This window comes from Spirulina subsalsa PCC 9445, assembly GCF_000314005.1.
GTDB lineage: Bacteria > Cyanobacteriota > Cyanobacteriia > Cyanobacteriales > Spirulinaceae > Spirulina_A > Spirulina_A subsalsa.
In genome coordinates, this window is record NZ_JH980292.1 from 1,704,162 (window position 1) to 1,726,871 (window position 22,710).

Here is a 22,710-nt window from a genome sequence, read left to right on the forward strand (position 1 = left end):
AGGGTGCGTTCCGGCTTCGTTCAATCATGGGATTTTGCCAGTCGTAGGGGCATAACCCACCCCTACCCCTCCCAGGAGGGGATTTTTCGCCCCTACTTGTAGATTGTCCCCCTGGTTATACATGGGTTTGAGCCGCAACGCACCCTACCGTAACGAGGTTATGATATCAAGTAGGGACGAGATATTTTGCGCCCCGACAAGGTTCTACAATGTTCCACCATAATCGCCATTCCCCACTCCATCTCTCCCCAAGACTACCTCGACCTCGATTCTCGTTCCGAGACGCTTCGCGATCGCCAAAAACCCATCCGCCACGAATATCGCCAGAGACTCGTTTATGCGATGACTGGCGGTGGCGATGGAGCTTAAGAAACTGAGACTCAAGCGGTAGGGTGTGTTCCGGCTTGGTTCAATTCTTGAATTTTGGCAACAAGATTAAGGGAGCCGGAACGCACCGATTCGGGAACCAGACGACAAATACCAGAACAAATTGGCGACCCTTGCCAGATTATGGGCCTGCGGTTTTTGGGGTGTCTCGACCCCCAGTTTCGTCCTCATGACTCCCCGTCCTCAATTAGCTTGCGCACCGCAGCTTCCAACCCCGGTAGGTACAACACCACCGCATCCCACACCTGCTCTAGGTCAATACCGCCCAAGTAATCATGCACCAGCACATTCCGAAAACCAGACAGCGCCCGCCAGTCCACTTCTGGGGCTTGCGCCTTCAGACCATCCGATAACCGCTGAGTCGATTCCGCCATCGTCTGTAAGCGACGCAATACCGCGTCCTGAACCAAAAGACTCTCCATAAATACCGCTTTGCCGTTGTGCGTATAGTCCCGAATCCGATCCACACAGTCCAAAATATATGTCAGGTAAACCCGGTCATCATGGACTGTCATAGAGGCTTGGCCTCCGCCAAGACCCGTTCTCGAATCAGCGGACTGATGCCCCGTTCCGTCAAGATATCCACCCTTCGCCCCAGCAGGTCCTGTAAATCCATCAGTAACCCCCCCGGAAACCAGGGCGTCACCTTTTCCGGGTCATAGTCAATCAAAAAATCGATATCGCTCTCTGGGGTGTCTTCCCCCCGCACCACTGAGCCAAACACCCGCACATTAGATGCCCCATGCTTGGCAGCAACAGCTAAAACCTGTTCCCGTTTTTCCTGCAAGAGTTCTAACAACGTCATCTAATTGTCCCCTCGAAATTAACACTCATCTTGGCGAATTGGCGCTTAATCTCCTTATCCGGCACCCCGGCCTTCTTCATTTTAGCCCGCTTTCTCTGAAGAGATTCGTCAGCTTCCCTACGGATACCAAGCGTCCTCATATCTACCGTATTCTTTTCATCATTCGGAGTGAGACGGTTTATGTCGTTCATATTCGCCATAGCAAACAAGCCCCTTTGTTAGATAAAGATTGGGAGTGAACCCATACTTCGTCCGAGGCGATCGCATCCCTCTCAGCAGCAGCGGTAGGGTGGGTTCCGGCTTCGTTCAATCCTTACCGTAGAATCCCTATCGATTGAAGAACAACACCTAATTGTTGAAATTCTACTTAAACGACTACAGAGGAAACGCAGAGAAAACCTCCTGCAAGGAATTGAAGACGTGCGCCAAGAAGCCTCTGAAGGCAAAATTCAATTTGGCTCCGTAGAAGATTTCTTAAAGGAGTTAGATGAGTGAGAAAAATTGCCTGGACTCCTAAATCTTTGAGAGCCTATAAACGCCTAATTAATTCGTAAAAACCCTCAGTTGAAAATAGCATTGTCAGCCACTCTAACACAGCTAGCAGACGATCCCTTTCATCCCACGCTGAAAACTCACAAACTATCTGGCGAGTTTGATGGAATTTGGTCAGCTTCAATTGATTACAGTTATCGGATTTTATTCGAGTTTACCAAGACCCAAGAATCCGAAGACGCTATATTATATTATTACTGAACTTTGGCAACCATGATGATGTCTATTAAGGCAAAATAAGGGATGAACGCGATCGTCAAGACCGCTTCATCAAACGCTACCCCATTCTCATCGCTGAAGTCCTGTCAGCCGTTTCTCTATGCAGCAGATGCTCAAGGTAGAGAATAAAAGGCGATCACCCTTTCCAACTTCGAGAGAATTTGAGGTGCGATCGCTCTTGTTGAAAAATTGCCAACCTAGAGAGCGTGGGATAAAATGAAATCAAAGGAGATCAATATCATGTCATTCCCCGCACTAAACCTAGCTGAAGATTGGGACTTTACAGAACTCTGGATTGACCCAACTGCTTCCCCTCCTTACGTTTTAATTTTGCTCAGTCATGAGTCCGGCAAAACCCAAATTTATGATCCGGCAAAACAGTATCAAGTGATTTTTGCCAGTCCAACCTATCAAGAAGCTAAACTTTGGCTTCTTGAGGATGAGTATGAACGAGTAGAACAACGTCTCTGCGCTGAAAAGGCATTGGTTTGAGGTGATTCGGCTTGTGTTTTGGCGATCGCCTCTTTCCTGCTCTAAGGAATATGGGAGGCGATCTCTTTTTCAGGAATGTTTTTAAAACAGGTATAATAAGGAAAAAGACTAATGCTTTCAAAATGGCAAAACTTCCCATTGAAATAACCAATCTTGTAAACTCATTAAAACAACAAGCTTTAAATATCGTTGATGAATCTCTAGCTCTAGAACTCAAGATTTTTGAACAATTTGGAGAAACTGAAAACACCCTCCCTGCTTTAGATGAAATGAAGAATGCAGGAGAAGATGCCGCATCTGCTTATTCACAACTTTCTCTCCTTCAGTTGCAAATTGCTAAGATTCAGCCTGATGCTCCTTCAGATGTGCTAGACTTGCTGACAAAGGCAATTGAGAGAACACAACTCCGAATTCCTGCTTTAGCGAGAAGCATTCAAGAAGTTCAACAAGAATATAATAGATAAATTACAATGAGTAATTCATTTGAACTCCCTAAAATAGAAACATCTAAACGCTTATTACAAAATCTTCGTAGAACTCGTTTAGAGGTTCAAGAAGTGAGTTTAGAACTTGAAGAAATCAATGTAAAACTAGGAGAATATATTCGACAAAAACAATTAGAGAGGGTTAGAAAAACATTGATTGGCTAATTAGAGAATCTGTATTTTTAGTCATCACTGAACGGATTACCTCGATTGAGTCTGAAACATTCCGCGTCACCAGAATCAAACGATTGACCTGAGCGTTCGCGAAGCGTTCGGGACGAATCGCAGCCATCTGCCCATTTGAATATGAAGGCATTCGACCCAAAGTTGTGAGCCTATCTTTGGCCAAGTGCGATTGGGTTGTAGGGAATGAGGCGATCGCTTTTTGTGAGATGCAATCGCCCTTTCCAACTTCGAGAGAATTTGAGGTGCGATCGCTCTTCCCGACTCCAGGCAATTTAATCACCCCAAACCCATAAACCCCAACGCACCGCCCCCCCACTCACCCCGCAGAGGTGCGTTTATCGTCCGGGCGTAGGCGTGTCTGTAGGGGCGGATGTGCCTCCCCGCCAAGATTAGCCATAATCAAGGTAGAGTCACAGGAACGAAAATCATGTCAACCCCAACCGAAACACCCATGGGCAAAATTATCACCACCCTAACCATCATCAACCGTGCTGATCAGATTCTGGCATCACGAAACATCATCGCTCAAGACGAAGTCCGATCGCTCACCCTCGATAATGTCCTAGTTGATACAGGAGCGACAACCTTATGTCTGCCGAGTGATGCGATCGCCAAACTTGGCTTAGAACTTCTCAAAGAAGTCGATGTTGCCACCGCTAATGGTTTCAGTAAAGCGAAAATTTTCCGCGATGCCAGCATTGTCCTAGAGGGTCGAGAAGGCACATTTGAATGTTTAGAATTACCCGGCGGGCGCGATCCCTTGCTTGGAGTAATTCCCCTCGAAGCATTGGGCATTGAATGGGATTTAAAAAATCAACAGTTACGGGTTTTACCGGAACAGTCCATGGATACCTACTTGACCATTTTGTGATCGCACCCCAAACCCATAAACCCCAACGCACCACAGCCCTAAATCCGGTTAGTGGTGCGTTTTTTCTTGGGTTTTGGGCGCAACGCTTGCGTCCCTACGATTATTCGTAATGTGCAATATCGAGGGGCGATCGCACTTTCCCCCCTAGACGCGATCGCTCCTCCCCCTGAGAAAATTGAGGGGTGATCACGCCTCTGGGAATTTCGGGATGGGAAGGAAATCGTTTTTAAGGAATGTGGGGGGCGATTTAGAGCGGGTAGCGTCAAATTAACCCCCAATTGCCCAACTGGCGCTATAATAAGGGCTTATGAGGGGAATTAGCTCAGTTGGTAGAGCGCTGCGATCGCACCGCAGAGGTCAGGGATTCGAGTTCCCTATTCTCCATGTTCCCGATACCCGATTCCCCACCTCAAAACAGGTGGGGATTCTTGACTTGGCTTAATCCATGAAAATATAACCGATTCCTAAGATTAAACCCACTTGAACCTGTTTTTCCAGATAACCCACATTAATCCCCCCATTGACCACGAGCTTATCCGTCAATCGGACATCAACTCCCCCGGTGAGCAACGGCCCAATACTATTCCCCTCCGCGTTACGAGTGGTATAGGTTAACCCACCGCCAAAATAGGGAAAAATGGTGGAAGGGAGAAAGGGATCGGGGGAGGGAATGCGGAGATCATAGGTGACAGGGAGTAACAAGGTAGCACTATCCCCTAGTAACACCCCCGGACGGACTGAAAGAGTTCCTGGTAAAGCAATTTTGCTGTAAATGGCAAAGGATGAATTGCCTAAATCCGTATCTCCTCCCAGTCCGACGTTAACGCCCCCAGCGACATAGTTCCAAGTCGTATTAACCCCTCGTCCGGGGAGAATCATCCGTTGGGCGGTTTTTTGGGGTTCCCGAGATGGGGCTTCAGGACTGAAACTGCTGCTCTGTTCTTGGACTGTGGTTTGCAAGAGGGCGGCTGAAGTATGCACCCCATGAGGATAGGTTAACTCTGTGACCGTTTCTAGCTCCTCTAGGGGTTCAAAATTAGTCTGAACCTCTTCTAAGGTGGCTTCCGTTTCTAACTCGTCTAATGACTCCTCAAGAGGGTGAGAGAGGCTGATGGTTTTCTGGATTTTATCGGCTACCTCCGACGCTGTGGGGAGGGTTTCATCGAGTGCGGGGGAGTCTATTTCTTGTCCAGCTTCCGCTTTTTTCTCTAAGAGCTCTGAGGGCAAGATTTCAGGGGGCAACGTTTCAGGGAGTTGTGCCACGGAGGGGGGGAGGGTATCGTGAGACTCTGCATCCAAAGCGGAGGGATGAAGGTCTACATCACGGTTAATCCACTGGGCTACGGGGGTGGGGAGGGTGACGGAGGCTGTGGGTAAGGGATTCTCGGGGGGTAAGTTGGGAAAATTGGTTAAGTTGGGTTGAGTTTTTCCCCAACTGGGAAGTTCTCCGAGGGTCCAGAGGAACGGAGTTAACCCCAGTAAGACATAGGCAGATCGGTTTAGGTTTCGATTCACTATCACTCCTCAGCAATCTAGTAAGGCAACAGGATAGATGCAACTATCACACCTTCTATTGTAGGGATTGTAGGGGGGAATTCTGCATCGGAAACGGAGGACAATCACTGGGAAAAGAGAATGTAGCGATCGCGTCCTTGGAGTTTAGCGGCGTAGAGGGCTTGATCGGCGGACTCAATCAGCTTCTCAATGCTAGAATCCGGCGAGGGGGTTGTGGTGACAATGCCTAAACTAACGGTAATGCGATCGCTCACTAAAGACGCGGCATGGGGAATATTGAGTTGTTTTAACTCCTGACGAATTCTTTCAGCCACCCGCAGGGCTCCCTCTGGACCACAATGGGGTAGGATAATCACAAATTCTTCCCCCCCATAACGGGCGACTAAATCCGTTGTATTTCGCATGGGTTGACTAATCGCTTGGGCTACATTATACAGACAATCATCACCCACTTGATGGCCATAGCAATCATTAAAATTTTTGAAGTAATCAACATCCAGTAAAATAAAAGAAATCGAACTCTGTTCTGCCATGAGTTGCGCCCAAACATCCTCAATATATTGATCAAAATGACGACGGTTTGCCACTTGGGTTAGAGAATCGACAAGGCACAGTTCTTTGAGTAGTTCATTTTTTTCTTGTAGTGATTGTTTGCTTTTTTCATAGAGTAAAATTTCTCGATTCAGTTCTAGTTCAAATAGATCTGCGTGTTGGGCAGTTGTTTCTAATAAAATTTCTAAGTCCTCTTTTTCTCGTTTGATTTTTTCGAGTTCTTGCGCTAATGTTTCAATTTTAAAAACTAATTCTTCCTGAGAGATTTGTTCGGCTAATTCAACCCTTAGATTGCAACCTTTGCGGTGTTGTTGGCTTAAAAATTCCGCTTGAAACCATGCCTCGATTTGTTCACTATTTCGAGGTTTAGAGAATAAATAACCCTGACCATATTCGCACTTAAGGGCTTTAAGTTGAGCCATTTGGTGGGGGGTTTCAATTCCTTCTGCTACGACATCCATTTCTAGGTGAGTCGCGAGGGAGACAATAGCGCGCAGAATGCCTAACTTATCATTATTAAACTCTAAATCATGGACAAAAGAACGGTCAATCTTTAAGGTTTTAAAAGGTAATCTATGTAAATAACTCAGGGAAGAATAACCCGTGCCGAAATCATCTAAAGCTAATTGAATTCCGAGGGCTTCAAGTTCATGGAGAATTTCCATCACTCTAGGGACTTGATTTAAAAAAACACTTTCTGTAACTTCTAGTTTCAGATTTTCAGGCAGAATTTTTGTTTGTTTTAAAATCTCTTGTAATTCAGCAATAAAATCAGTTTTACAGAGTTGTTTTCCAGAAACATTAACATTGATTACCCAATCCTTAGATTGAGGATAGCTATAATGCCATTGCTGCATTTTAGAACAAGCTTGTTCTAAAACAAAACGTCCTATAGGAATGATTAAACCTGTTTCCTCTGCTAAGGGGATAAAATCTCCCGGATCGATAAACCCTCGTGTAGGATGTTGCCACCGCACGAGGGTTTCAAAACCACTAATTTCCCGATTACTAAGGTTAATAATAGGTTGATAATAAACCTGAAGCTCTTGGTTTTCTATCGCCCGTCGTAAGTCATTTTCAATCTGTAAGAGTTCCACCGTATGGGTGTGCATTTTAGGTTCAAAAACCTGATAGGTCGAAAGACCTAATTTTTTAGCATGAACTAAGGCAATATCAGCATCCCGCACCATTTCTTCCGCATAACTATAATGGGTGGTATTAACAGCAATGCCAATACTAATATCCGTAAAAATTTCTTCTCCTGCCAAGCGAAAAGGATAGGTTAACGCTTGATGAATGCGTTGTGCTACCTGCATTGCACAAGCGACTTCTTGGATATTTTCCAATAAGATAGCAAATTCATCCCCCCCTAACCGCACAATCAGATCATCCTCCCGTAAACAGGTTTCTAAGCGCCTTGTCATGGCCATGAGGAGGTGATCACCCATAACATGACCTAAACTATCATTAATCACCTTGAAGCGGTCTATATCTAAGCACAGCACCGCAAAATGATATTCTTGGTCTTGTCTATGGTAGGCGATCGCACGGTTTAAATGCTCCAACAATAACTTACGATTCCCCAACCCCGTCAGCTTGTCATGGTAAGCATCATGAATTAAGCGTTCTTCCACCTCCTTATAGTGGGTAATATCCCGGCCAATCATCATCCCCCCCTGTAGATGACCTGCGGCATCCCGGAAAATCTTACTATTAACCCGTAACCAGACCTTTTTTCCGGTCCGATTATCTTCTACCCCAATCTCCTCCCCCTCAAAATCCTGACCCCGCAAAAAACGGACTAATGGGGAGTTGATACTACCCTCAAGCTCTTCGAGAGTAATCTCTTTTAAGACTATCTGATGCAAGCAAGACTGGTCGAATAAACATTTAATTTCTGATCCGAATAAAGCCACCGCCGCTTTATTAATAAAAACAGTATTTTGTGTATAGTTCAATAAAATAACTCCATCCTCCATGCTATTAAAGATATCCTGAAATGAATGGAGCGTAGCCACTGGATCCCGGAAAAAACTCGCCCAATCATCCTGTAATGTTACCACTGTTTGTTCCCCCAGTTGTGTTTGTTCCATAAGGGAGAGAGCCTCAAATTCAGGCTCTGATGGGTTTTGAGCGACTGACGGTGAACAAAGGCGATCGCGACCTGATCTAGACTGAAATGCAGGCAACAGTCGAAATAAAGGTAACAATTCTATAGCCGTGGGGTCAAAACCCATCATATAAGAATTAAACCATTGGGAATAGAATGGGTGAGATGTCATAGCAAGCTAGTCCAAAAGGCGATGCAGTAAACCGTTACTTGTGCCACCTTGCCATCAAGAGAACACTAGAAAGCTTAGGATTCTGCCTTGATTCTCAAAGATTTTACACCCGTAACATTATATCTAATTAAACTACAAGGGTTTTGTGAAAATCTTGTGACATCTGATCCATAAATTCTCTTAATCAACCCTCCCTTCCGCCAGAACTTAGCTGACACTTTATCACTCAAACGATAAGCCTCATCAATTCTTTACCTTCCCGTCTATTGTCATCATAAATTCATTGAAATTACACAAAAAAGGGTCAACAATAGTCACATCTTTTTCACAATCAAGGGATAGAATCAGAGAAACATTAGACAAATAAACATTTTTTATAGAACCTGCATCTTTGACTCTAACGACGAGATAAAAGCTGAAAAGCAGGTCTACCTCGTGCATTTACAGAAAAACTCTCTTTAATCATTATTGTCAGAAACCCCATTGCTTCATGGAAAAAAACCTAACCTCCTCAACCCACCGTTCTCTGGACTTGTCCTTAATTCCTCCTCAAGACTGGGAAAAACTCACCACAGAATGGAATCAAACTCAAACCCCATACCCCCAAGATCACTGTATTCACCACCTCATTGAGCAACAGGCTAGAAAAACCCCCCACAAAGTAGCGATTACCTTTAACGGGCAATCCCTCACCTATCACGAACTCAATCAGCGTGCCAACCAACTCGCTCATACCCTCCAACAGCGCGGAGTTAGGACAGAAAGCCTAGTTGGAATTTGCATCAAGCGTTCCCTAGAAATGTTTATCGGACTCCTAGGCATCCTCAAAGCAGGAGCCGCTTATGTTCCCCTAGACCCCTCCTATCCTCAAGAGCATCTCAACTTTATGGTCGAAGATGCTCAACTCTCCATCATCGTTACCCAGCAAACCCTCCGCACAAAATTCACCCATCCCACCGTTCAACCCCTCTGTCTCGATCAAGACTGGTCGCAAATCGCCACCGCACCCCGAGAAACTCCCCCCAGCACCGTCACCCCCCGCAACCTCGCCTATATCATTTACACCTCCGGCTCCACCGGACAACCCAAAGGCGTACAAATTGAACATCGGGGAGTGGTAAACCTCCTCTATTCTATGCAGCAGCAACCCGGCCTCACCTCAGAGGATGTGTTTTTAGGTCTGACCACCATCTCCTTTGATATGTCCGTCCCGGAACTTTACCTTCCCCTAATCTGTGGCGCTCAAATTGCCTTAGTGGGTCGGGATGTCGCCATTAACCCCTACTTACTCCAGCAAGTCTTACGAGAATCCGGTGTTACCGTCATGCAGGCCACCCCCTCCACCTGGCACCTGTTGATCCATTCGGGTTGGTCTGGTCAACCCAACTTAAAAATGTTGTGCGGAGGAGAAAGTATGACGCGATCGCTCGCCGACCAACTCCTCACCAAAGGTCAATCCCTCTGGCAAATGTACGGCCCCACAGAAACCACCGTCTGGTCAACCACCCAGCAAATCCTCCCCCATCACACCACCCTCCCCATCGGTCATCCCCTCGCCAACACCCAACTCTACATCTTCAGCGAACCCGCCAACCGCCAAAGCGACCCCTTACAACCCGTTCCCATCGGCATCTCCGGAGAACTCCACATCGGAGGAGACGGAGTAGCCAGAGGATACCTCAACCGTCCTGAACTCAACGCAGAACGCTTTATCCAAGACCCCTTAAACCCTCACAGAAAACTCTACAAAACCGGGGATCTCGCTCGTTTCCTCCCCGATGGCAGCCTAGACTTCATCGGTCGCATTGACCATCAAGTTAAAATCCGTGGCCACCGCATCGAACTCGGCAGCATTGAATCCATCCTGAGTCAACATCCAGCCGTTGAAAACGTCGCTCTAGTCCCCAAAGACGAATCATCAGGAACAAAGCGCCTCGTCGCCTACGTTGTACCCCATTCCTCCGCCACCCCCCCAGACACCCAACAAGTTCAACAGTGGGAAAACGTATGGAGCAACGCTTACAGTACCCAAACCGAAAACCCCTTATTTGATAGCAGTGGGTGGAATGATAGTTACACCAATCAACCCATGCCACGAGCAGAAGTCGAAGAATGGGTTAACTACACCGTCGAAGAAATCCTAGCCTTTAAACCCCAACAAGTTCTAGAAATTGGTTGTGGTAAAGGATTATTGCTCTTCCGGATTGCTCCCCATTCTCAACACTATACCGGCCTAGATATTTCTGAACAAGCCATCAACCATATTAAAACCCAGTGTCAACTCAATCCTCAGCAATGGTCTGGGGTGGAAGTCTCTAAAAAAATGGCTCATGAATTAGATGATTTTCCCCCCGCCTCCTTTGATACCCTGATCCTCAATTCTGTGATTCAATACTTCCCCAATGTCGAGTATTTAATTCAAGTCCTGAAAAAAGCGATTCCCCTCATTAAACCCGGAGGAAAGATTTTCATTGGGGATGTTCGTCATCTCTCGTTACTCGAAACCTTTCACACTTCCGTTCAACTCGCACAAACCCCCAACACTGTAACCCTTGATATCCTCCAGCAACGCATTAAAGAAAACATTGCACAAGAACCAGAACTGTTAGTTCATCCCCACTTCTTTCACGCACTCCCAGACCACTTTTCAGAGATTACAACAGTAGAAACCTCTTTAAAACGAGGACGTTCTGCTAATGAACTAATTCGTTTTCGCTATGATGTCACCTTAAGCATTCAGACTCTACCCCCTCCCCCCGCGACAGAGTATGAACAATTAGAGTGGCAGGTCAACCCGTTATCTCCTTCCCAAATTTTTCAATATATTACGAAGCAACGCCCACCCATTATCAAAATTACTCAGATTCCTAATCCTAGACTATTGAGGGATTTACAAGCACTTTCCCTACTCCAAAACGCCGAATCGTCTTTAACCGTAGGCGACCTAAAAAATAGCCTGATTCCCGACCCCTCAATGACCACAATTCACCCGGAACACTGGCATAGTTTCGCCGACCTTTTGAATTATAAACTGTATCTCCTTTGGTCTAACACAAAACTGGGACACTATGATGTAATTCTCTGCCAATCTGATAAGCATTTTTTCCCGAAACTTGATCTTCCCTTTGAACCCTTAGCACATTATACGAATAAACCCATTGCTTTAGACAAAACTCCCGAAGCTTTGATTCCCAAATTACGGGCATTTTTACAAGCAAAATTACCGGATTATATGATGCCTTCGATTTTTGTTTTCATGGACGATCTTCCTCTAACACCCAATGGCAAAATTGACCGTCGTTCCCTCCCTGAACCCAAAAATAGTCGCCCTGATTTGGGAAAACCCTTGACTCCCCCCCAAACCCAATTACAAAAGGAACTTTGCCAGATTTGGTCTGAATTATTAATGGTTGAGCAAATAGGAATTAATGATACATTTTGCGAACTAGGGGGGCATTCTTTACTGATAATTCAACTGCTTAGTGAGATTGAAAATAATTTTTGTGTCAGGATAGCTCTAACTTCTTTTCTTGAAAATCCAACAATTTTAGGCTTAGAGTCTCTAATTATTATTCGTAAAAAAAACGACTCATTACTTACAAACAATGTCAAATCAGAAGCCTCAACTTTTGCTAACGATTTAAGGTTAGATTTTGAGATTATTCCTCAAAGTGTTTCTGTTTCTACAGCAGCAGTAAAGCATATATTCTTGACTGGTGCGACTGGATTTATTGGAGCATTCATCCTCGCTGAACTGCTCAAGCAAACTGAAGCAGATATCTATTGTCTCGTTCGCGCTCTAAACTTTACTGAAGGACTCCATAAACTGGAAAATAATCTACAGCGTTGTCAGCTTTGGCAGCCAGAATTCAGTCGGCGAATTGTACCGATCTTAGGAGATTTAAGTCAACCTTATTTAGGGTTAAGTTCCCAACAGTTTTCCTCCCTCGCTGCTCAAGTTGATGTGATCTATCATGGCGGAGCTTGGGTAAATTTAGTTTACTCCTATGAAATGCTACGAGCAACCAATGTATTAGGGACTCAAGAGGTTTTACGTCTTGCTTGTCAAGGGAAAACCACTCCAGTTCATTTTATTTCGACCTTAGATGTTTTCCAATCGCCTGTCTATAGTGCAATGGATATCATCCCAGAAAATGATCCGTTGCTTCATAGCGATGGGTTACAAAATGGCTATGCTCAAACGAAGTGGGTCGCGGAAAAACTGGTAATGGAAGCGCAAAAACGGGGTCTTCCAGCCTCTATTTATCGGCTCAATATGATTTCTGGTAATAGTCAGACTGGCGTTTCCAATGTTGATGATTTATTGTGTCGCTTGCTGAAAGGGATGATTCAGATGGCAAGCGCACCTGATGTTCAATATTTGTTTAATATCACACCTGTGGATTATGTGAGTCAAGCCATTGTGACTTTGGCACAAAAACCTAGTTCCTTAAATCAAGCATTCCATCTTATCAATCCGAATCCTATTCCCTTCCATGAGTTGGTTTCTGCTATTAATGATTTTGGTTATTCTGTTACGCCAATTTCTTATGAAGAATGGCACAATGTACTGCTAAAATTACCCGGAGAAAACGCCATTAAGCCCCTCGTTTACTTATTAACCCAGGGCAAAGAGAACCAAAGATTTTATTTAGATATTGCTCTATTTGGAACGCAAAATTTTGCGACAACTCATTCTCAAGTAGGACTAGAGGATGCGTCTGTTCAATGTTCATCGGTTAATGTTTCCCTCATTAAACGCTATTTAACCTACCTAACTAGCTCTCATTTTCTACCGATTCCAAAGCTTGATAGACAATCTGGACAGGTTTCGGCTGCTGATCATGAAGATTCACTGAATTTGATTATCCCGGCCTGAATATATTGATCAAAAGAGTTCTCCATCAGTTTGGTATTTTAGCTGATTGTTATTTCAGAAAATGGGGTTTCTGAATATTTCTCTGTTAACGAGGTATTCTGAAATCCCTAAAAAGAGGTTATACTCCATTTATAATGAGCAATACATAAAAGCTATGACCATTTATCCAAAATCTATCGGTTCTAAGTTATTCATATATGTTTTAGGGGGGGCATTAATAGGACTCAGTGCGATGTCTTACGTTTTTTATCAGTTGCTTGAGAAACTATATATTGAGCAAATCCAAGGAACGCTAAATAGTCAGGTCCAGGAAATGGAAACGGAATTGGCTAGGGTCGAACAAGCGATGAAAAGTTTATCGTTAACGATTACCATGTTTGACGGTTTAGGTTTAGAGGAGGAGGAAACCTATCGTGAATTAGCGTTAAAAGCTTTTAAGGGGCGTTCCCCTTTAACTATGGGGGTGGGGTTTGGTCAGGCTCCGTTTCAGTTAGCCCGGGATAAAGAATTATATTGGCCTTATTTTTTTATGGATCAAGACCTCCCGGATCAAGTGGGAGAACCTTTACCTGCTCCTAATCGTAATATTCGCTATGTTGATGTGTTTGAGATCGAAAATTATTCAGAATTAGATTATTATAATTTGCCGGTTAAAGCGGGGAAAGGGATTTGGTTAGAGCCTTTTGAGTGGTACGGACTAACTATTACGAATTTAACGGCTCCAGTGTATTCAGAACAGCAGGAGTTATTGGCTGTTATTGGCTTAGATATTAGTGTAACGGACTTAACAAATCGGGTGGAAGCGCCGGAAACTTGGGGAAATGGTTATTTTGTCATCCTCAGTGAACAAGGAAATTTGTTGGCCTATCCCCCTAATCCCGAAAAAGCTAAAGTCTTAGCGACTTATCAAGATATTCCCGAACTGCAAGCGGTTTGGTCAGAAATCGGGAATCGTGATCAAGGTTTTATGGTGAGAGAGAGGCATTATTGGGCTTATCAACGGGTGGAGGGAACAAAATGGTTGATCTTGGCGGCGGTGCCGCAATCGGTGGTGTTGTTGCCTGTGTTGGGGGTGACAGTGGGGGGTGCGTTGGGGGCGGGGATTGTGTTGGCGTTGGTGGTGTTTTTGTTTGTGCGTCGTCTCAATCGCCGCTTACAGCCCATTGTCCGGGAGTGTCGCCGTTTGGCGGAGGAGGATTTAGCGCGATCGCAGCGCCTACAAGCTGAGGGCAAAACGTTAGATAACTCAGACCTTACCCCCTTTGTGAATTTACAGGAGAGTGATGAACTCGCCGTCTTAGAAAAAACCTTTCATCGCATGGCCAGTCAGCTTAAAGAATCCTTTGATGAGCTAGAAAGACGAGTGCAAGAACGCACGCTAGAACTGCAAGAAGCCAAAGAAGCCGCCGATTCTGCTAATCGGTCGAAAAGTGAGTTTTTAGCCAATATGAGCCATGAATTACGGACTCCAATGAATGCCATTATTGGCTATAGCGAAATGTTGCAAGAAGAGGCCGAGGATTTAGAGGTGGAAGAATTTGTTCCTGACCTGCAAAAAATTCACCTAGCCGGGAAACATTTACTTAGCTTAATTAATGACATTTTAGACTTGTCTAAAATTGAAGCGGGACGGATGGAATTATACTTAGAAATTTTTGAAATCTATCCGATGATTCAAGAAGCACTGACCACCATTGCTCCCCTAGTGGAAAAAAATAACAATACCCTCAAAGTTAACACCCCAGAGAACCTCGGCGTAATGTATGGAGATTTAACCAAAGTTCGTCAAAATTTGTTTAATTTACTCAGTAATGCCAGTAAGTTCACGGAAAATGGGGTCATTACTCTAACCGTTGAATGTTATCACCAACAAGCCCAGGAATGGATTCGTTTTGAGGTCAGTGATACGGGGATTGGCATGAGTCTAGAACAGTCAGAGAAGCTCTTTGAAGCCTTTACGCAAGCAGATGCTTCTACAACTCGGAAATACGGAGGAACGGGTCTAGGATTAGCGATTACGCGCAAATTCTGCCAAATGATGGGGGGTGATATTCGGGTGGAAAGTGTCCCCAATCAAGGATCAACTTTTACTATTGAACTCCCCTTAATGCGTCAAGTCACGCCCTTAGAGAGTTTAGAACAGATGCCAGTGCAACAGGATGAACAAATTGCGATCGCCGAATCCCCTCTCCAAAACACAGGCACTATCCTAGTCATTGACGACGACAAATCTGTTACCGACTTAATGCAGCGTTATCTCACCAAAGAAGGCTTTCAGGTAGTCACAGCCCCCAACGGCGCCCTTGGTTTACAATTAGCTAAAGAAATTCGGCCCGATGCCATTATTCTAGATATTATGATGCCTCAGATGGACGGGTGGACTGTCCTCAGTACCCTAAAAGCGGATTCCGAAGTGGCTCATATTCCCGTCGTCATTGCCTCCATGGTCGATGATAAAAACTTGGGTTTCGCATTAGGTGCGGCGGATTATCTCCTCAAACCCTTAAATCGCCAACAGTTAACCCAAATCCTCCATAAATTTCAAGTAGACCGCCATTCTACCGTTGTGATGCTCATTGAGGATAATATTCCTACTGGGGAAATGGTGCGGCGACAACTAGAAAAAGAAGGCTGTCGAGTAGTTGTGGTTGAAAATGGCTATAAAGCCTTAGAAGTTATCGCTGATGACCCCCCCGGACTGATTATTTCTGACTTAATGATGCCGGAAATGGATGGATTTGAGTTCATTCATGAATTACGAAAAAATGAAAAATGGCGTTTCATTCCAGTTATTATTCTCACCGCCAAAGAGTTGAGCGAAAAAGATGTTAAAAACCTGAACGGTTATGTAGAGAAAGTGTTTCAAAAAGGAGCTTATGACCGGAAAGCGCTGCTCTCAGAAGTCCATGATTTATTATCTCATGTTCTCCAGTCTCAACAGACTTCTAAAAAGTCTTAACCACTCGTTCAATCGTAAAATCTGTTCATTCATCTTTTAATCCTTTAAAAAACCATGCCTAAATTACTCTTAGTGGAAGATAACGAAATGAACCGGGATATGCTTTCCCGTCGCCTACAACGCAAAGGCTACAACGTTGTTGTTGCAGTCGATGGAGAAGAGGGAATTACACTCAGTCATTCTGAGCAACCGGATTTAATCCTGATGGACATTAGCTTACCTGTATTAGATGGGTTAGAAGCCACCCGACAACTCAAAACCCATCCCCAAACCGCCCAAATTCCCATTATTGCCCTAACCGCCCATGCCATGTCTGGCGATCGCGAGCGCTCCCTAGCCGCAGGCTGTGATGATTATGATACCAAACCCATCGAACTCCCCCGCTTATTGACCAAAATTGAAGCCCTACTGTCAACGGTTTCCCCTCGCTAACATTTTCTCTCCAGATAGATTATTTTTCGTAACGCTGACCCCTCTTTTAATCTTTTTTTCTCATGAGCAACTCTGACAAATCTTGGCAATCTTTAGTTAGACATGAACTGAACAACGCCATCAATACGATTATCGGGTATAGTAGTTTATTGTTGGACGACTTCCAATATGAACAAGATCCGCATCTGGGTGAGATTTTGCTGGAAATCGAGCAACTCAAAACTTATGGAGAACAACTTTCCTGTGAAGTGAAGCGAATCCTGCCCCATAATGTCCCAATAGTGGAGTGTAGCCCTAAGATTATTCTAGAAACTCGGATAACCTTAGCGTTTGCCCTGTTTAGCTCTGTTTATGCGATACAAAGAATTTCTTCCCAACTCTCTGAAGTGGTTTCTCCTGATTTCGTAGCCGACTTGCAAAAAATCACCAGTTCTGCTCAACGGATTATTAATTTAATTAATGATCTTAGCCGATTTGTAGAACGTGAACTTTTGAGCATTCAAGTTTGAGCCTACAGTTGTAACACTCAAAAATTAAGCCTGATCACCCTGTAAAGTTAATGACAGATTCTCCTCCTCAAGCTTCTTGGTATTCGTTGCTCAGGCATGAACTCAGTAATCCGATTAATAGCATTATTGGCTATAGTGAATTGCTGGGGGAAGAGTTGGCAGACTTTGAGGATGTGGATAGTAATTTGTTGTCAGAAAAGATAGAAATCTTACAAACTCAAGGTTATCAATTACTGAGAAAACTTAAGAATATTCTGCCTTCTAGTTTAACCCCTCTCGTTCCTGACAGTCATTTATATTTTAACGATGAGCAGGCAACAGAAAAAACAAGAATTCATGAAGAATTATGTTTGGAGCTATTGCCTTTAGCTGCTAATATTGAGGAAGCTTGTCAGGATATTATCACAAACATTTCTGAGCCATTAATTAGTGATGTTCAAAAAATCCAAACCGCAGTTGAGGCGTTGTTAACGTTAATCAACACTGTTCCTGATTTAAGTTTAAGCAGCTTGCAAATCAAAATATCTCAAGAGAGCAAGGAAGTTAGTGACAATCTTACAAGTTCAGATGGTGATTCTAATATCTCATTAGGAACAGCCCATATTTTAGTGGTAGATGACAATGACAATAATTGTGAACTATTAGCGCGTAAAATCATTGAACAAGGTTATTTTGTTACCACCGTTGCTAATGGCAAACAAGCCATTCAGTGCATTACTACGGGCAATTATGACTTAATTTTATTAGATTTGATTATGCCAGAGATGAATGGCTATCAGGTCTTAGAATGGCTCGCTAAAAGTGAATGGCGCTATACTCCTGTGATTATGATTTCCGCACTAGATGAGTTAGATAGTGTGGTGAAGTGTATTGAAATGGGGGCTGAGGATTACCTCCCTAAACCCTTTAATCAAACCCTTTTAAAAGCTAGAATTGGGGCTTGTTTAGAAAAAAAATATTTACGGGATCAAGAAACTCTTTATCTGGCTCAAATTACTGAAGCTAACCAACAAATCACGAGACTTAATGAACAACTAAAAGCAGAAAATTTGCGACTGAGTACAGAATTAGAAGTGGCTCGTCGCTTACAACAAATGATTTTACCCAAAGTGGAAGAGTTGAAGATTGCGGGCTTAGATATTGTGGGATTCATGCAGCCTACGGAGGAGGTAGGAGGAGATTATTATGATATTGTTCCCACCGAACAAGGGGTAAGAATTGGCATTGGTGATGTGACTGGACATGGTTTAGAAAGTGGGATTTTAATGTTGATGGTACAGACCGCTATTCGGACATTATGCGAAGCGGACGAAACTAGCTTAGTGAGAATTTTACAGATTCTCAATCAAGCGATTTATGCCAATGTGAAACGGATGGATTTAGATCGTCATTTAACGTTATGTTTGCTAGACTATCAAAATGGTATATTAAAGATTACTGGCCAACATGAACGAGTGATTATTGTGCGCAATGGGGGCGAACTTCAACTCATAGAAACGTTATATTTAGGGTTTTATATCGGCTTTGAAAGAGATATTAATGACTTATTTAATACTCATACAGTAGGGCTTGAATTGGGGGATACACTGGTGTTATACACGGATGGAATTATTGAGGCAGAAAATAGAAGGGAGGAACTTTATGGTTTTGAGCAGCTATGCCGGGTGATTCAACAGCACCATCATTTAACAGCATTTGCTATTCAACAAGCTGTCATCGAAGATGTACAAACTCATCTAGAAGGACAAAAACTGAATGATGATATTACTTTGATTGTGATGAAACGAGTATAGTTCTATGAATCAAATTGATACTTTTGGCGAGTTTATTCATAATTTAGTCGAGGATTACTGTGAGTTTTTAGTTCTCGGGTTTTCTCCGAGTTCGATTCCCATTCAAAGACGCTGGAAAAATAACGGTTTGTCGGCTAATTTTGTAGCGGATTATTTAGTCACTTTTTTACCTTTTGATCGCAGCAAAAAGGAAAATTACAAAATTGAACGAAAAATTAAAGAATCGGTCAATTATATTGCTAATGAACTCCTGGAAAATGCGATGAAATTTAATCACATGAAGTCCAATCTTCCCATTAAATTTGGAGTCCATACGTTAGAGGATAATGGACTAATTATTGTTTTGAATGTGCAAAATAGTATTGATGCTTGTCATTATCAAAAATTGCGGAGTTTTATTGATGATATTTTGACCATAGAGCCGGATGATTTTTATATGCAGCAACTAGAGCGCAGTGTTGAAGGAGATGCTGCTCCTGGAATTGGTTTGATTAGTATGAAAAATGACTACGCGGCTAAGTTAGGATGGAAGTTGGAGACAATCCAGCAAGATCCCTTTGTGGCTATGGCCACGACGATGGTTCAACTGGAGTATAAATATAGTCAAGGTTGAGGGGAGGAGATTTTAAACGGCCATGATGGAAAAATCTGTATAAATACTGAAATATGATGGATAGCAAGCAAATTCGGGGAGAGAGTTATCTGATTAGTTATGATCCGGCTACGGTGACAGTGGATTGTCAGGGAACAATGCGGAATATGGGGATGCAAGCTTATGCTCCGTTGGAGGATTTGTTAATGGAGATTATGGGGGAAGAACCCAGTCAAATTACGTTGGATTTAAGAGGATTAAAATTGCTCAATAGTGCAGGGATTCGAGTGTTATCTAAGTTTATTATTCAGGTGCGTAATCGTAAGACGATGCGGGTTGTTTTGAAGGGATCTAAGGAGGTGACTTGGCAAGAGAGCTCTTTGACCAATTTAAAGCGTTTAATGCCGATGGCGTTGTTGGAATGGGAGGAGGAGGGGTGAAAGGAGGGTTGGGGGAATTCATCAATTCCCCCTGCTATAACGGATTTAGGAGGGTTCTATGGGGCGATCGCGCTTCAGCCAGAAATTCGCTAGGATAATCCCTAGGATGGCTAGTCCTCCCATAGGATAAAAGGCATAGGTATAACTGCCAAACCAATCCCGGATACTGCCGGCTACAAGGGTTCCCAATAATGCCCCAATCCCATAAGCGGTGAAGACGATGCCGTAATTTTGGGCATAGTCTTCCGGTCGGAATAGGCGTAAGGTGGTAGTGGGGGCGAGGGCAAGCCATCCACCGAGACAGAACCAAAATAAACAGAAGGCGACAAGATAGGTGATGACTTGCCCTTCCTGTACATTAACCATCAGGATACAGGCGATCAGGATTAGGGTATAGGCGGCGATCGCAATATAGCGCGGTTTAAAGCGATCGCTCAACCAACCAAACAGTGGACGACTCACCCCATTAAACAGGGCAAATAACGACACACTGGTAGCGGCTAATGCGGGGTCAATTTTGATCATTTCCTCCCCCACTGGACTAGAAATCCCAATCGCACTTAACCCAACAAAGGTACCGATCATATAACAGCCCCATAGGCCATAAAAAGACCGACTTTTCCATAACGTCTTAGGATAGGTCACAGGCGCAGCAGCAATCGTCGTAGCGGAGGATTTTTCCTTGGGCTGCCAATCCGATGGGGGGAATTTGAGGACAATGGCCATCAACAGAATAATCAGCGTGAACACTAAGCCAAAAATCAGCAAAGTCGGTCTGACCTGATAAGCGTCAATCAAATTTTTAGCTAAGGGGGCTGTCACTAAAGGCGATAAACCAAAGCCAATAATCGTTAACCCTACAGTCAATCCCTTTTTATCAGGAAACCACCGGGCTACTACCGCCATCGGCACCCCATAGGTAATCCCTACCCCGGTTCCGGTAATCATGCCATAGGTCAAGGTTAGGGTGAGAATATTGTGGGCAAAACTAGAGCAGATATATCCGAATCCCACAATCAGACCGCCCAGAATAATCATCTTTCGTGCGCCCAGACGGGGAATATAAAAGCCCGCAATGGGCATCAGTAGGGCGTAAAACAGGAGGGCGATAGTATAGGGTAATAAGCTTTGGGTGGCGCTGATACTGAGTTCATCTTCTAGGGGTTTCCGAAAGACACTCCAAGAGTAAACGGTTCCCAAACAGAGGAGAACGGTCATTCCGGCCGGAATAAGTAACCATCTCCCTTGGTCTGGGGTGAGTCCACATACGCTTAAGGTTGAATTCTCTGGTTTGATCTTCATCTGTCCGCAAGGAGTCTTTGACCGATTCTGGGTATCACTTCTCGACTAAATTGGCAATAGTCAAAAGCCCAGATGTCACAAGATATAGCAGCTGTTTCTGGAATGATGGGGAACAAGAGGTAATATTTTAAGAAACAGGGAGTTCAATTAAACAGAGTAGTATTTTTATACTATTACTTTTCTTAACAGTGATTGCATCCCTTGTTAGGGTTGGATATTCGTTAGCCTACTCCCCCATTGTCTCTCTAGATTTGTTACAGACTGTTATATTTCACCCATTATTAATTTTCGGAATTCATCATGGATGAAATATCATTATCATGGAGTCAAACAGATGGGTTTATTTGACGCGTTCCGCAGTAAGGGGAGCAGCCTCCAACAACAAATTACCCTCGGACCGGCTGAAGGATTTGCCGCCATTATGTTGTTGGTTGTTGCGGCCGATGGGTATTTAGCCGATGATGAAGTGAGCTTGCTTAATACAACCTTGGGCAGAATGAAGCTCTATCGTAGCTATTCCGTCGATGTTATGCGTCGGATGTTTGATAATATTGGCGGTATTTTGCGACGAGAGGGAGCCGATGCTCTGTTTAACGCGGCGATCGCAACCCTGCCCCATGATCTGTATGATACGGCTTTCGCGATCGCAACAGACCTCGTTTTAGCGGATGGTCAAGTCTCCCAAGAAGAGGAAGACTTACTCGGGAGTCTCTGTCGAGCGTTAGATTTACCTTCCGAAACCGTGGAGAAAATCATTCAGGTGATGCTAATCAAAAATAAGGGGTAAAGAATAATTACAATTTGCGCACAAGGGTTAAACCGTCGGCCAAGGGAATCAAACTCAACGCCACCCTAGAATCTTGGTGAACGTGACGATTAAAAGCGCGAATGGCATTGGTGCGATTATCTTGGACTTCGAGATCCGCTACTCGTCCCGACCATAACACATTGTCCACGACCATCAATCCCCCCGGTCGCAGCAGTTGTAGACAGCGCTCGTAATAGTTGGTATAGTTGCTCTTGTCGGCATCAATAAAGGCAAAATCAAAGGTTTCCCCTTCGCCTTGGGCGAGAAGTTGATCTAAGGTGTCTAAAGCGGGGGCTAATTTCAGGTCGATTTTCTGGGCGACTCCGGCCGTTTGCCAGTACCGTTGAGCGATGCTGGTATAGTCCGCGCTGACATCACAGGCGATGAGGTGGCCGTCTTCGGGTAAAGCTAAGGCGACGACGAGGGAACTATATCCGGTAAAGACTCCCACCTCTAAGGTTTTCTTTGCGCCGATCAATTGAACTAATAATGCCATAAATTGCCCTTGTTCTGGGGCAATTTGCATCTGTGCCATGGGTAACTGGGCGGTTTCTTGCCGCAGTTGGCTTAAAATATCCGGTTCACGGAGGGAAACCGTTAGTAAATAGTTATGAAGAGACTCATCAAGTCCGAGAGTTTTTCGAGTCATT

At 44.1% G+C, this 22,710-nt stretch carries 21 protein-coding genes and 1 tRNA gene; 16 read left to right on the plus strand and 6 right to left on the minus strand.

Going from position 1 to position 22,710, the window contains the following annotated elements; translation table 11 throughout:
• The first annotated feature begins 186 nt into the window (after positions 1 to 186).
• Complete coding sequence (locus SPI9445_RS29160) at positions 187 to 369, plus strand: hypothetical protein (protein WP_083883507.1); 183 nt, start codon at positions 187 to 189, stop codon at positions 367 to 369.
• A 185-nt stretch (positions 370 to 554) separates the two neighbouring features.
• Here SPI9445_RS29160 and SPI9445_RS0107960 read toward each other — a convergent pair whose 3' ends face one another.
• On the minus strand, positions 555 to 902 hold the full coding sequence (locus SPI9445_RS0107960; RefSeq protein WP_017304207.1) for a HepT-like ribonuclease domain-containing protein: 348 nt from the start codon (positions 900 to 902) through the stop codon (positions 555 to 557).
• Complete coding sequence (locus SPI9445_RS0107965; protein ID WP_017304208.1) at positions 899 to 1,192, minus strand: nucleotidyltransferase family protein; 294 nt, start codon at positions 1,190 to 1,192, stop codon at positions 899 to 901. The genes SPI9445_RS0107960 and SPI9445_RS0107965 overlap by 4 nt, the downstream gene beginning before the upstream one ends.
• Before the next feature lie 1,011 nt (positions 1,193 to 2,203).
• On the opposite strand from SPI9445_RS0107965, the gene SPI9445_RS0107975 reads away from it, so the two are divergent.
• The 7 genes from SPI9445_RS0107975 (at position 2,204) to SPI9445_RS0108000 (ending at position 4,381) form a co-directional block, all read left to right on the plus strand.
• On the plus strand, positions 2,204 to 2,455 hold the full coding sequence (locus tag SPI9445_RS0107975; RefSeq protein WP_017304210.1) for a hypothetical protein: 252 nt from the start codon (positions 2,204 to 2,206) through the stop codon (positions 2,453 to 2,455).
• 50 nt (positions 2,456 to 2,505) lie between these two features.
• Positions 2,506 to 2,919 (plus strand): hypothetical protein, encoded by a 414-nt coding sequence (locus SPI9445_RS0107980; RefSeq protein WP_017304204.1) that lies wholly within the window; start codon positions 2,506 to 2,508, stop codon positions 2,917 to 2,919.
• A 6-nt stretch (positions 2,920 to 2,925) separates the two neighbouring features.
• Positions 2,926 to 3,105, plus strand: a complete 180-nt coding sequence (locus SPI9445_RS0107985) for a hypothetical protein (RefSeq protein WP_017304211.1) — start codon at positions 2,926 to 2,928, stop codon at positions 3,103 to 3,105.
• A 164-nt stretch (positions 3,106 to 3,269) separates the two neighbouring features.
• Positions 3,270 to 3,419 carry a hypothetical protein gene (locus SPI9445_RS30410; RefSeq protein WP_164674487.1) on the plus strand — a complete coding sequence of 50 codons (150 nt, stop codon included), beginning with the start codon at positions 3,270 to 3,272 and terminating at the stop codon, positions 3,417 to 3,419.
• Positions 3,420 to 3,553: 134 nt separating this feature from the next.
• Positions 3,554 to 3,997: an aspartyl protease family protein gene (locus SPI9445_RS0107990; protein ID WP_017304212.1), complete on the plus strand. Its 444-nt coding sequence runs from the start codon at positions 3,554 to 3,556 to the stop codon at positions 3,995 to 3,997.
• Positions 3,998 to 4,051: 54 nt separating this feature from the next.
• Positions 4,052 to 4,183 (plus strand): hypothetical protein, encoded by a 132-nt coding sequence (locus SPI9445_RS31610; protein WP_272943229.1) that lies wholly within the window; start codon positions 4,052 to 4,054, stop codon positions 4,181 to 4,183.
• A gap of 125 nt (positions 4,184 to 4,308) precedes the next feature.
• A tRNA-Ala gene (locus tag SPI9445_RS0108000) sits at positions 4,309 to 4,381 on the plus strand.
• A 54-nt stretch (positions 4,382 to 4,435) separates the two neighbouring features.
• Here SPI9445_RS0108000 and SPI9445_RS27455 read toward each other — a convergent pair.
• Positions 4,436 to 5,512: a porin family protein gene (locus SPI9445_RS27455; RefSeq protein WP_017304214.1), complete on the minus strand. Its 1,077-nt coding sequence runs from the start codon at positions 5,510 to 5,512 to the stop codon at positions 4,436 to 4,438.
• A gap of 104 nt (positions 5,513 to 5,616) precedes the next feature.
• Entirely contained in the window at positions 5,617 to 8,346 is a 2,730-nt protein-coding gene (locus tag SPI9445_RS0108010) for a diguanylate cyclase domain-containing protein (protein ID WP_100227075.1), read from the minus strand.
• Between the two features lie 490 nt (positions 8,347 to 8,836).
• On the opposite strand from SPI9445_RS0108010, the gene SPI9445_RS24840 reads away from it, so the two are divergent.
• The 7 genes from SPI9445_RS24840 to SPI9445_RS0108050 all read left to right on the plus strand — a co-directional run bounded on the left by SPI9445_RS24840 (position 8,837) and on the right by SPI9445_RS0108050 (position 19,950).
• On the plus strand, positions 8,837 to 13,225 hold the full coding sequence (locus SPI9445_RS24840; RefSeq protein WP_017304217.1) for an amino acid adenylation domain-containing protein: 4,389 nt from the start codon (positions 8,837 to 8,839) through the stop codon (positions 13,223 to 13,225).
• A 232-nt stretch (positions 13,226 to 13,457) separates the two neighbouring features.
• Positions 13,458 to 16,184 carry a response regulator gene (locus SPI9445_RS24845; RefSeq protein ID WP_164674488.1) on the plus strand — a complete coding sequence of 909 codons (2,727 nt, stop codon included), beginning with the start codon at positions 13,458 to 13,460 and terminating at the stop codon, positions 16,182 to 16,184.
• 54 nt (positions 16,185 to 16,238) lie between these two features.
• The gene (locus SPI9445_RS0108030; RefSeq protein ID WP_017304219.1) at positions 16,239 to 16,616 is read left to right on the plus strand and encodes a response regulator; all 378 of its coding nucleotides are present in this window, start codon (positions 16,239 to 16,241) and stop codon (positions 16,614 to 16,616) included.
• A 62-nt stretch (positions 16,617 to 16,678) separates the two neighbouring features.
• Complete coding sequence (locus SPI9445_RS0108035; protein WP_017304220.1) at positions 16,679 to 17,125, plus strand: histidine kinase; 447 nt, start codon at positions 16,679 to 16,681, stop codon at positions 17,123 to 17,125.
• 50 nt (positions 17,126 to 17,175) lie between these two features.
• Positions 17,176 to 18,918 (plus strand): SpoIIE family protein phosphatase, encoded by a 1,743-nt coding sequence (locus SPI9445_RS0108040; RefSeq protein WP_017304221.1) that lies wholly within the window; start codon positions 17,176 to 17,178, stop codon positions 18,916 to 18,918.
• A gap of 4 nt (positions 18,919 to 18,922) precedes the next feature.
• Positions 18,923 to 19,531 (plus strand): slr1658 family protein, encoded by a 609-nt coding sequence (locus SPI9445_RS0108045; protein ID WP_017304222.1) that lies wholly within the window; start codon positions 18,923 to 18,925, stop codon positions 19,529 to 19,531.
• 53 nt (positions 19,532 to 19,584) lie between these two features.
• The gene (locus SPI9445_RS0108050; protein ID WP_017304223.1) at positions 19,585 to 19,950 is read left to right on the plus strand and encodes a slr1659 superfamily regulator; all 366 of its coding nucleotides are present in this window, start codon (positions 19,585 to 19,587) and stop codon (positions 19,948 to 19,950) included.
• A 45-nt stretch (positions 19,951 to 19,995) separates the two neighbouring features.
• On the opposite strand, the gene SPI9445_RS0108055 is transcribed toward SPI9445_RS0108050, so the two are convergent.
• Positions 19,996 to 21,252, minus strand: a complete 1,257-nt coding sequence (locus tag SPI9445_RS0108055; protein ID WP_026079614.1) for an L-lactate MFS transporter — start codon at positions 21,250 to 21,252, stop codon at positions 19,996 to 19,998.
• A 334-nt stretch (positions 21,253 to 21,586) separates the two neighbouring features.
• Here SPI9445_RS0108055 and SPI9445_RS0108060 point away from each other — a divergent pair, with 334 nt between their 5' ends.
• Entirely contained in the window at positions 21,587 to 22,039 is a 453-nt protein-coding gene (locus SPI9445_RS0108060; protein WP_026079615.1) for a tellurite resistance TerB family protein, read from the plus strand.
• 7 nt (positions 22,040 to 22,046) lie between these two features.
• On the opposite strand, the gene SPI9445_RS0108065 is transcribed toward SPI9445_RS0108060, so the two are convergent.
• On the minus strand, positions 22,047 to 22,709 hold the full coding sequence (locus SPI9445_RS0108065) for a class I SAM-dependent methyltransferase (protein WP_017304226.1): 663 nt from the start codon (positions 22,707 to 22,709) through the stop codon (positions 22,047 to 22,049).
• Position 22,710 lies beyond the last annotated feature (1 nt).